The sequence below is a fragment of the Streptomyces sp. W16 genome, from assembly GCF_033194735.1.
Lineage (GTDB): Bacteria > Actinomycetota > Actinomycetes > Streptomycetales > Streptomycetaceae > Streptomyces.
Map to the genome: position 1 here is coordinate 1 of NZ_JAWOAI010000376.1, position 10029 is coordinate 10029.

Below are 10029 nucleotides of genomic sequence, written 5' to 3' on the forward strand. Positions count from 1 at the left end.
CCCGGATGACGCCGGCCGCCCGCGCGACCTCCTCGCGGGGCGCGTCCGGCCGGAACTCCAGCGCGCCGGCGTGCACGCTGAGCAGGGTCAGCCGGTGGGCGAGCACGTCGTGCATCTCGCGCGCGATGGCCTCACGGGCGAGCCGCTGAGCCTGCTCGGCACGCAGCTCGGCCTCGGTCTCGGCGCGCCGGGCGCGGTCGCGCAGGCTGAGCATGAGCTGCCGCTTGGAGCGTACGAACATGCCCCAGCCGATGACGGTGAGGATGAGCAGTTCGGTGAACAGGACCGCGCCGGCGTACGGCAGGTCGGGGTCCGGCCGCAGCCAGTAGAAGAGCGGGGCCAGGACCACTTGGATGCCGCCGATCCAGGCGACGTAGCGGAAGGGGCGGTGCACGGCGAGTGTGAAGACGGCGACCATGGCGGCGCCGCCCGCCGTGTTCGACACGAAGCCGATGGGGATCATCGCGATCGCGAGCCCGACCGGCCAGCGGCGGCGCAGCCAGACAGCACCGCAGGCGAGGACCCCGAACAGCTGGTCCACGGCGGCGAGGGGGTGCGGGGTCGCGGTGTCGTTCCTGAGGCTCTGCGCGGCGGCCAGCCCGATGATCACGGCCAGCAGGAAGCAGCAGATGTCGACGACCCAGTCGCGTGCGGTACGGCGGGAGCGCCTGGGCCCCGCGACGTCGGGATCGAGTTCGTCGGCCACGGCGGACGGCAGCAGCCAGCGGCGCCCGGCGAACGCCGGCGGTACCTGCGCGGTCCTGTCATCGGTCACGGTCGACAAATCTACGCAGGGCCTGGCCCGGTGACCGCACCCCGACGGGGATCGGCGACCAAAGTCGCGCCATCACAGACTTTCGGCGGACATGCCTCGCCCCGCGGCCCATGGACGTGGGGGGAGCCGCGGGGCGAGGGGTGAGCCGTGGTGCGGCCTGGCGTCGGCTCAGCAGCCGAAGTTGATCAGGTCGAACGTGACGTAGTGGTCGGCGGTGTAGTAGTCCTCCTGCGTCTTCTTGCCAGTGATGATCCGGCGAGCTCCGCGCGTAGAAGAGCCGGGCGTCTTGACCGTGTACTCGTGGTAGTAGCCGGACGTCTGGCTGGGCAGGACGCCTTCCTGGTTGCGGAAGACGGTGCCGTCCTGCGAGTAGGGGAAGGGGCCGTTCGTCGCGATCAGGTCGAGCGTGTCGTACGCCTGGTCGGGCAGGTCGCTGTAGCAGATGCTGCCGACCGCGGCGGCGGCCGGGGAAGCGGTGGCGACGGTGCCGCCCACGAGAAGGGCGGACAGGAGGGCGGCTGCGGCGCCGATGCGTGTTGCGCGTGGGGGGAATCTCATGACCACATGATGACGCGCGTAGACCATGGCATGTCAATGACAACTCTGAAGATTTCTCCCGTCAAGTCCGATGAGTTTTCCCGGAGTTAACGCGCGGCCCGGCGTCCCCACGCGGTCCCCACAAGTACGAGGACGCCGCCCGCCAGCCCGAACGCGCCGAGCCGTTCGCCGCCCAGCGCGACGCCGGCCGCGGCGGCCCACAGGGGTTCGGTGCCGAGCAGCAGGCCGACCCGGGAGGGGGAGGTCCGGCGTACGGCCCACATCTGGACGAAGAAGGCGAACAGGGTGCAGAACACCGACAGGAACAGCAGCCCGGCCCACTCCCCCGCCCCGAAGTCCGCGGCCGTCGCCCACGGTGTGGGGCCGGTGCCGGCCGACAGCAGAGCGAACACCGCGACGGCGGCGCCGAGTTGGACGGTGGTCAGGGGCAGCGCGTCGGCGCCCCGGACCGCCTTGCTGCGGGACATGGCCAGCACGTGCAGGGTGCGGGCCAGGGCCGCGAGCAGCATGAGGAGGTCGCCGAGGGAGGGGCGGCTGAAGCCGGCGCCCTGGGTCAGCAGCAGCACGCCGAGCACGGAGAGGCCGGCTGCCCCGAGGAAGGCGCGGGAGGGCCGGGTGCGGGTCACCGCGGCCTCGGCGAGCGGGGTGAAGATCATGGTGAGGCTGATGATGAGGCCCGCGTTCGTCGCCGAGGTGTGGACGACGCCGTAGGTCTCCAGCAGGAAGATCCCGGCGAGGATCAGCCCGAGCAGGGCCGCGCCGCGCCACTGGGCGGCCGTCAGGGCGCGCAGTGCGCGGTGGCCCACGACCGCCAGGACGGGCAGGACGAGGGCGAAGCGCAGGACCAGGACGGCGAGGACCGTGCGGGCCGTGGTGATGTCCTTGGCGGCGAGATAGCTGGCGCCCCAGACCACGGCGACCAGCAGGACGGGCAGGTCGGTGGACCAGGTGCGGCGGGGCGCGGCGGCGCGCGGTACGACGATCGAGGACATGGGGGCGGCTCTCCCGGTCTCCGGCGAAGGGGTGGAGACATCGGTGGCTGCCACACGGAACGATCACCGTACCGGCGCGGCCCCCCGCTGACTAGGCGTTTTCCGGGTCCGCGTACGAGCCGTACGTCGGACGCCCCGCCAGGTCGTACGACTGGATGGACACCCCGGTGCCGGTGATCGTCCCGCCCGTGCGCTTGAAGGCCCTGGGGGCGGTGCCCTCGGGGAACAGGCGCAGGCCGGTGCCCAGCACGACCGGGAAGGTCACCAGGTGGATGGTGTCGAGGAGGTCGAGTTCCAGGAGGGACCGGACGAGGGCGCCGCTGCCGTGCACCTGGACCTCGCCCTCGGTGCGCTCCTTGAGGTCGGTGACCTCCTTGGCGAGGTCGCCGCCGAGGACGGTGGTACCGGCCCAGGAGGGGTCGGTGAGGGTGGCCGAGGCGACGTACTTCGGCAGGGCGTTCAGCTTGGACGCGATCGGGTCGGCGGGGTCGGTCATGTTCGGCCAGTACGAGGCGAAGATGTCGTACGTACGGCGGCCGAGCAGATAGGCGCCGGAGCGGCCGAAGACCTCGACCACGAAGCGGCCGAAGTCGTCGTCGCCGTACACGAAGCTCCAGCCACCGTGCTCGAAGCCGCCGCGGGTGTCCTCTTCGGGGCCGCCTGGGGCCTGGTAGACGCCGTCGAGGGTGACGAAGATGGTGGAGACGAGCTTGCCCATGTCGGGTGCCTGCTTCCTGCTGCGGGGATTGTTGTCATCAGCTCAGACCCCGCCCGCCCCCGCAACTCATCGGTCGGCGCTACGGCGTCTCACCCGGCGTGTGTCGAGAACATGCCGCCGGTCGGGCCCTGCTTGTCGCCGCCCTGGGCCTTCTTCAGGGCGTTGGCGAGGCTCTCGATGGTGAGGGACTGGAGGATGACGCGGCCGTTGCCCTCCAGGGTGGCCAGGGAGAGGCCCTCGCCGCCGAACACCGCGTTCATCAGGCCCTGGCGGTTGAGGCCGCCGATGCGCTGGACGCCGTACTGGACGCCCTCCTCGAAGGCGACGAGGCAGCCGGTGTCGACCTCGATGCGACCGCCGAAGTCGGCCGGGTTCAGGTCGATGAAGTTCCCCGCGCCGGCGATGATCACTGTGCCGTGCCCGGTGAACTTCTCCAGGACGAAGCCCTCGCCGCCGCTCATGCCGGTCCGGCCGCCCTGGAAGGCGATGCCGAACTGGACGCTGGACTCGGCCGCCACGAAGGCGTCCTTCTCCGCGAACCACGCGCGCGTGCCGTCCAGTTCCAGGGCGCGCATCTCTCCGGGGAGCACGCCCGCGAAGCCGACGGTGCCCTCGCCGCCCTGGGAGGTGAAGTACTGGAACGCCAGCGACTCGCCCGCGAGCGCGCGCTGGCCGACCTGCATGGCCGTCCCCATGGCCTGGCGCAGCATGCCGCCCATACCGCCCGAGCCACCGCCGCCCTGCTGCTGTCCGCCGCTGGACGGGCCGCTCAGACGGGTCTCCATGGTCACGTTCGTCGTCTTGAAGAGGAACTTCCCGGCCTCGCAGTACACGGTCTGGCCGGGGCTCAGGTTGACGACCGCCATCTGCATGGCGTTGCCGACGATCTCTTGCTGAAGGGTCACGTGGGGAGAACGCGGGAGGTGGCGGAATCAGTTCCGGCTGCGCGAGGTCGGCGTCCGTTCGCCGCCAGCGCGCCGGTGTGCCGGCCGCTGGGATGGGTCCATGACAACGACTTACGGAACTCTGAACGGCAAGGTCGCCCTGGTCACCGGCGGCAGCCGCGGCATCGGTGCGGCGACGGCGCTGCGGCTGGCACGGGACGGCGCGGACGTGGCCGTCACCCATGTGGAGGGCAAGGAGGCGGCCGAGGACGTCGTACGGGCCGTGGAGCGGCTGGGACGGCGGGCGGTGGCGCTCCGCGCGGACTCCGCGGATGCCGTGGAGGCGGCAGGGGCGGTGGAGCGTACGGCGGAAGCGCTGGGCGGGCTCGATGTGCTGGTGAACAACGTGGGGGTGGGTGTGCTCGGCCCGTTGGACGGGCTGTCCCTCGCCGACGTGGACCGGGTCCTGGCGGTGAACGTCCGCGGGGTGTTCCTCACCTCGCAGGCGGCTGCCGCGCGGATGGCGTCCGGCGGCCGGATCATCACGATCGGTACGTGCATGACACAGCGCGTGCCGGGACCGGGCGGCACGCTCTACGCGACGAGCAAGTCGGCGCTGATCGGGCTGACGAAGGCGCTCGCCCGCGAGCTGGGCGGACGCGGGATCACGGCGAACATCGTGCACCCGGGACCCACGGACACCGACATGAACCCGGCGGACGGGCCGTACGCGGCCGACCAGGCTGCCATGACGGCGCTGGGGCGCTTCGGGACGGCGGACGAGGTGGCCTCGATGGTCGCGTATCTGGCGGGGGCGGACTACGTCACGGGGGCGGAGTTCGCGGTGGACGGCGGACACTCAGCGTAGGCCTCCGGCGGTTGAGCCGAGTACGTGCGGGGTGCGTTGGGGCTCGCGTCCCTGGGGGCTGCGCCCCCAGACCCCGCTTCGGCCCTGAAGGGGCCTCGTCCTCAAACGCCGGACGGGCTGGGTTATGTCGGCCTGCGTTGGAGAGGGACCGGACAGGCTGGATTGTGGCGGCCTCGTTGGCAAGGCGCCGGACAGGCTGGATTGTGCCGGTCTCGTTGGCAAGGCGCCGGACGGGCTGCAATGCCCGTCCGGCGTTTGGCGGTTCGCGTCAGCCGCCCAGCTCCTGGTGCCTGGCCGCCAGCGCCGCCGCCCCTTGGTCCGTCAGCGAACCGAACAACCGCAACCGGGAGATCCCGCCGTCGGGATAGATGTCCACGCGCGCGTGCGTGCCGATCGCCGGAGCGGGGAGCACGAAGCGGTGGTTCGTGTCGGGCTGGAGGCGGGTGCGCGGGAGGATCTCGTGCCAGTCTCCGGACTCGCCGTCCCGTACCGACACCGACGCCCAGCCCGCGCTGTTGCCCTTCAGGTACGCCGTGTCGATCTCAAGGGCCCGGATCTGGGACTGGGCGGCCAGACGGTAGCGGATCCAGTCGTTGCCCTGGTCGCGGCGGCGGCGGGTCTCCCAGCCGTCGTCCATCTTGCGGGAGCGGCCGGGCTGGATGGTGTTGGTGGCGGGTGAGTAGAAGAGGTTGGAGGCGTCCTCGGCACTGCCGCCGTTCTCCAGGGCGACCACGTCGAAGGTGTCCAGCGCCGCCAGCCAGTTCGGGTCGGGGACGACCTCGCCGTGGACCCGCAGGCGCGCGATGCCGCCGTCGGGGTGCTGGTTGACGCGGAGGTGGGTGAAGCGCTGTTCGACCGAGATGGAGAAACCGTTCGCCGCGTGGCCTCCGACCGGCGTGCGCGGGACCAGGGTCGTCCACTTCACGTCGTCGGAGAGCAGGTCCTCGGGGGACGGGGAGCCCGGCACCGAGGTGCCCTCGACCGATACCGCCTGCGGGTAGTTGCCCCGGAAGTGGGCCGTGTCGACGACGATGCCCCGGATCACGCCGGGCGCGCCCAGGCGGACCAGCGCCCAGTCGTGGTCCTCCGGCGTCGGCCAGGGGTGTTCGGCCGAGGTTCCGCGGCGGCGGCGGGTCTCCCAGCCGTCCATGATCTTGCCCTTGTGGCCGAAGTGCTCGGGGTCGAACTCGGCGGGCCCGGGCACGAGGAGGTTCTCGCGCTGGGCGAAGAACTCGTCGTTGGCGGCGATGACTCCGGCGCCGAGCTGCCGGTCGGCGAGGTTGGCGTACTGGGTGAAGGGGAAGTCGGCCGTGCGGTAGTCCGCGTACGGGTCACCGCCTCCGTAGGGGTTCGCGTCGCCGGTGAAGCGAGCCAAAGGAAATGGATGCTGCGCCGTCACTGAATTTGCCTTTCGGGAGTCGGCCGCTGCGGGTGCGGGGAATCGGTCAATCAGGGGGTACGGGTCAGGAGTTGGCCCTTCGGGTCGGTGAACTCGCCGTCCAGCACGATGCGTTCGCCGCGCAGCCAGGTCGACTTCACGACGCCGCTGAGGGTCTTTCCGGCGTACGCCGTGACGCGGTTGCGGTGTTGGAGGGCGGCCGGGTCCACGGTGAACGTCTCGTCGGGCGCGAGGACCGCGAAGTCGGCGTCGCGGCCCGCCTCGATGGCGCCCTTCTGCTCAAGTCCCGCCAGCTGTGCGGTCCTTGACGACATCCAGCGGACCACGTCCGCAAGGTCGTAGCCGCGCCTGCGCGCCTCCGTCCACACCGCCGCGAGGCTCAACTGGAGGCCGGAGATGCCGCCCCACGCGGTGGCGAAGTCGGCGGTCTTCAGGTCGGCGGTGGAGGGTGAGTGGTCCGTCACGACGCAGTCGATGGTGCCGTCTGCCAGCGCCTGCCACAGCAGGTCCTGGTTGGCGGACTCGCGGATGGGCGGGCAGCACTTGAACTCGCTTGCCCCGTCCGGGACTTCCTCGGCCGTGAGGGTGAGGTAGTGGGGACACGTCTCGACGGTGATGCGGACACCCTCGGCCTTGGCGGCGGCGATCAGCGGCAGCGCGTCGGACGAGGAGAGGTGCAGGACGTGCACGCGCACGTCGAGACGCTTGGCCTGCGCGATCAGTCCCGCGATGGCCGTGTCCTCGGCGTCGCGGGGCCGACTGGCAAGAAAATCGGCGTACTTGGGGCCGCTGTGCTGCGGGGCCGCTTCGAGGTGGTGCGGGTCCTCGGCGTGCACGATGAGCAGGCCGCCGAAACCGGCGATCTCCGCCAGGGAACGGGCCAGTTGGTCCTGGTCCAGGTGCGGGAACTCGTCCACGCCGGACGGGGACAGGAACGCCTTGAAGCCGAAGACGCCGGCGTCGTGCAGCGGGCGCAGGTCCTTGACGTTGTCGGGCAGGGCGCCGCCCCAGAAGCCGACGTCGATGTGGGCCTTCTCGGCGGCGACCTCCTGCTTCGTACGGAGGTTGTCGACCGTGGTGGTCGGCGGGAGGGAGTTGAGCGGCATGTCGATCAGGGTGGTGATGCCGCCGGCCGCCGCCGCGCGGGTGGCGGTCCAGAAGCCCTCCCAGTGGGTGCGGCCGGGGTCGTTCACATGCACATGGGTGTCGACCAGGCCGGGCAGCAGGACGTCGTCGCCGAAGTCCTCGAACCGTGCTCCGAACGGGACTTGGGCGTCGTAGGGGAGGACGGCCGTGATCTTCCCGCCGGTGACCGCGACCGCCGCCGCGCGCGTCCCCTCGGGAGTGATGACACGTGTGGAGCGCACCACCAGTTCAGCGTCGGACACCCGGACCCCTCTCTCTGCCGCCGTTGTTGCTTCCGGGTAACGGGATTTACGTCCACGTAACGGAATTCAACGTTCTGTTGAAGGAGTCTTCACTCCCGCTCCCGTACCGTCAAGGGCACACCTCTCCACGATGCGCCCACCGCGCACACTCTGGACGTTTCCACAAAGCGGAATTAAACTTCCGGCAAGCAGAACGTAGCTACGCACCGGCGGGGAGTCAACCGACCCCCGGGTAGGCTTCAGCCCTTCCCGCCTGTGCCGAAAGGAACGCGCCGTGCCGCCGTCCAGCGCCAGCAGCACCGACTCCACCAAGTCCGCCACGGGTGGTGTCCAGTCCCTTGAGCGCGCCTTCGACCTGCTGGAGCGGATGGCCGACGCGGGCGGTGAGGTCGGCCTGAGCGAGCTCTCCGCGAGCAGCGGCCTGCCGCTGCCCACCATCCACCGGCTGATGCGCACGCTGGTGGTCTGCGGTTACGTCCGCCAGCAGGCGAACCGGCGGTACGCCCTCGGCCCGCGCCTGATCCGCCTCGGCGAGTCGGCGTCCCGGCTGCTCGGCACCTGGGCCCGCCCCTATCTCGCCCGGCTGGTCGAGGCGACCGGTGAGACGGCGAACATGGCGCTGCTCGACGGCGACGAGATCGTGTACGTGGCGCAGGTGCCGTCCAAGCACTCGATGCGGATGTTCACCGAGGTCGGCCGGCGCGTCCTGCCGCACTCCACGGGCGTCGGCAAGGCCCTGCTCGCCAATACCCCGGACCACGAGGTGCGCGCGCTGCTCGCCCGCACCGGCATGCCCGCCGCGACCGACAAGACGATCACCACGCCGGAGGGTTTCCTCGCGGCCCTGGAGGACGTGCGCCGACTCGGCTACGCGATCGACGACAACGAGCAGGAGATCGGCGTGCGCTGCCTCGCGGTCTCCGTGCCCAACTCCCCCACCGCCGCCGCGATTTCGATCTCGGGTCCGGCGGGCCGGGTCACCGAGTCGGCGACCGAGAAGATCGTGCCGGTGCTCCAGCAGGTGGCCGGCGAACTGTCGGAGGCACTGGCCAGCCAGAACCCCGCGTGAGCGCCGGGCAGTTCTGGCCGGGCCGGTACACCGACCGGCACGGCACCGAGGCGGTCGTCTTCGAGTCGGACGGGCGGGAGCTGATCCGTACGACGATCCGGGGCGTCCGCTTCGAGGGCGACAGCATGGACGACCTCGGCGCGCTGGGCGGCGAGCCGCCGGAGGACCCGTTCACCTTCTTCGACGGGGCGCTGTGCTCCTGCCTCCTGGAGTGGGAGGTGCCGATGTCCATCGCGGTCGAGGGGCAGGGCGTGCGCACGGTGGTGCTGGATTGCGCGTTGCGGCTCGGGGCGCCGGCCGGACCGGGCAGGGGGCTGGAGGCGGAGACCTTGACCACCACCCTGCGCCTGGACGGCCGCGAGTACCGCAACGACGGCGACCACGACTTCGAGGACGCGCTGAACGAGCTCCAGCGGCGACTGCCCGACGGGACGCGGCTGCGGGCCTGCGTCGCGTGCGCGTGGTCCGACTACCACCCGGTGGGGCACGGGCTGATGAGCGGACTGGCCTGCTTCCGAAGCGCCAAGGACATCTACCGGCTGGTCGAGGGCAAGCGCGGCCCGGACAACATCTTCGACGCCTGGGACGCCCGCACCGAGTTCGTCCAGGAGACCTGGCTCTGCGGGGAGTTCGAGCAGCGGAACACCACGCACACGGGCTACCGGGGACCGTTCCCGTCGCGCCGTTGGTGGTGAACTAGCCCTGCCCGCCCCGAGGTTGCCCGAACAGGTCCACCGCGTTGCGTACGTCCGTCAGCCCCCTCGCGAGCGCGCTCACCGAGCCGATCGCGCCGGCGATCAGGAGCAACGAGCGGCGCAGGCGCGGGATTTCGGGGATGCCGTCGATGGTCATCGCGGCCAGCGCCGCGAGTTCGTCCTCGGCGATGACACGGTCGGGGAACTCGGCCGGATGCGCGGCCAGTTCGCGGCGCAACCGGGACACCGCGGTCCGCAGTTCCGCCACCCTCGGATCCTCGTCGCTGCCGGTCACTGACCTCTGCCCCAAGCTCCGCAACACAGCTCTCCCCCCTCGCACGTCTTCGTGCGCAAGAACTTTGTGATCCCGCCGCGCGCACCCCGCAACACTGGTCGGGCGCCGAGGGACGCGGGCCAGTAAACGCCACCGGGCACGGGGTGCGCCACTCCACTGACCGAAATTAAGTCTGAGGATTCCCTGCGGTCGCCGCCCGGTCAGGTATGCAGGACGTATGACGCGAAACGAAGAGCAGGCGGCCGGGCTGCTGCTCGCCGCCGGAGGTGGCCGGCGGCTCGGCGGGCGGCCCAAGGCGCTGCTGGAACACCGGGGGCGGCCCCTCGTGGAGCACGCGGTCGGGATCCTGCGCACAGCCGGCCTCACGCGCGTCCACGTGGTCCTGGGG

Annotated in this window: 12 protein-coding genes; 4 read left to right on the plus strand and 8 right to left on the minus strand. The window is 71.1% G+C overall.

The genetic code is table 11. The annotated features are described in order from the left end of the window. The 5 genes from R6V09_RS36375 to R6V09_RS36395 form a co-directional block, all read right to left on the minus strand. Window positions 1-784, minus strand: a 784-nt coding sequence (locus tag R6V09_RS36375) for a histidine kinase dimerization/phosphoacceptor domain-containing protein (RefSeq protein WP_317885740.1), incomplete at its 3' end; no start/stop codon positions are given. A gap of 159 nt (window positions 785-943) precedes the next feature. Beyond that, complete coding sequence (locus tag R6V09_RS36380) at window positions 944-1333, minus strand: ribonuclease domain-containing protein (RefSeq protein ID WP_317885741.1); 390 nt, start codon at window positions 1331-1333, stop codon at window positions 944-946. A gap of 86 nt (window positions 1334-1419) precedes the next feature. Then, window positions 1420-2325 (minus strand): DMT family transporter, encoded by a 906-nt coding sequence (locus R6V09_RS36385; protein ID WP_317885750.1) that lies wholly within the window; start codon window positions 2323-2325, stop codon window positions 1420-1422. 91 nt (window positions 2326-2416) lie between these two features. Beyond that, window positions 2417-3043 (minus strand): dihydrofolate reductase family protein, encoded by a 627-nt coding sequence (locus tag R6V09_RS36390; RefSeq protein ID WP_317885742.1) that lies wholly within the window; start codon window positions 3041-3043, stop codon window positions 2417-2419. Between the two features lie 89 nt (window positions 3044-3132). Then, window positions 3133-3948 carry an AIM24 family protein gene (locus R6V09_RS36395; protein WP_317885743.1) on the minus strand — a complete coding sequence of 272 codons (816 nt, stop codon included), beginning with the start codon at window positions 3946-3948 and terminating at the stop codon, window positions 3133-3135. A gap of 100 nt (window positions 3949-4048) precedes the next feature. On the opposite strand from R6V09_RS36395, the gene R6V09_RS36400 reads away from it, so the two are divergent. Then, window positions 4049-4795, plus strand: a complete 747-nt coding sequence (locus tag R6V09_RS36400) for an SDR family oxidoreductase (RefSeq protein WP_317885744.1) — start codon at window positions 4049-4051, stop codon at window positions 4793-4795. Between the two features lie 268 nt (window positions 4796-5063). Here the strand turns inward: R6V09_RS36400 and alc are convergent, their stop codons facing one another. After that, window positions 5064-6194, minus strand: coding sequence for an allantoicase (gene alc / locus R6V09_RS36405; protein ID WP_317885745.1), 1131 nt, complete (start codon window positions 6192-6194; stop codon window positions 5064-5066). 50 nt (window positions 6195-6244) lie between these two features. Beyond that, window positions 6245-7582 (minus strand): allantoinase AllB, encoded by a 1338-nt coding sequence (gene allB, locus R6V09_RS36410; protein WP_317885746.1) that lies wholly within the window; start codon window positions 7580-7582, stop codon window positions 6245-6247. Between the two features lie 274 nt (window positions 7583-7856). Between allB and R6V09_RS36415 the strand changes: the two genes are divergently transcribed. Both R6V09_RS36415 and R6V09_RS36420 read left to right on the plus strand, forming a co-directional pair. Beyond that, window positions 7857-8651: an IclR family transcriptional regulator gene (locus R6V09_RS36415; RefSeq protein WP_317885747.1), complete on the plus strand. Its 795-nt coding sequence runs from the start codon at window positions 7857-7859 to the stop codon at window positions 8649-8651. Beyond that, window positions 8648-9346 (plus strand): DUF6304 family protein, encoded by a 699-nt coding sequence (locus R6V09_RS36420; protein ID WP_317885748.1) that lies wholly within the window; start codon window positions 8648-8650, stop codon window positions 9344-9346. The genes R6V09_RS36415 and R6V09_RS36420 overlap by 4 nt, the downstream gene beginning before the upstream one ends. Window position 9347: 1 nt before the next feature. On the opposite strand, the gene R6V09_RS36425 is transcribed toward R6V09_RS36420, so the two are convergent. Then, the gene (locus tag R6V09_RS36425) at window positions 9348-9668 is read right to left on the minus strand and encodes a DUF5955 family protein (protein WP_317885749.1); all 321 of its coding nucleotides are present in this window, start codon (window positions 9666-9668) and stop codon (window positions 9348-9350) included. A gap of 190 nt (window positions 9669-9858) precedes the next feature. On the opposite strand from R6V09_RS36425, the gene R6V09_RS36430 reads away from it, so the two are divergent. Then, the coding region (locus R6V09_RS36430) for an NTP transferase domain-containing protein (RefSeq protein WP_317885751.1) at window positions 9859-10029 on the plus strand (171 nt) is incomplete at its 3' end.

Excerpts from the sequence above, each read along its gene's own strand:
- R6V09_RS36380 (WP_317885741.1), bottom strand. The coding sequence starts at position 1,333 with ATGAGATTCCCCCCACGCGCAACACGCATCGGCGCCGCAGCCGCCCTC.
- R6V09_RS36385 (WP_317885750.1), bottom strand. The coding sequence starts at position 2,325 with ATGTCCTCGATCGTCGTACCGCGCGCCGCCGCGCCCCGCCGCACCTGG.
- R6V09_RS36390 (WP_317885742.1), bottom strand. The coding sequence starts at position 3,043 with ATGGGCAAGCTCGTCTCCACCATCTTCGTCACCCTCGACGGCGTCTAC.
- R6V09_RS36400 (WP_317885744.1), top strand. The coding sequence starts at position 4,049 with ATGACAACGACTTACGGAACTCTGAACGGCAAGGTCGCCCTGGTCACC.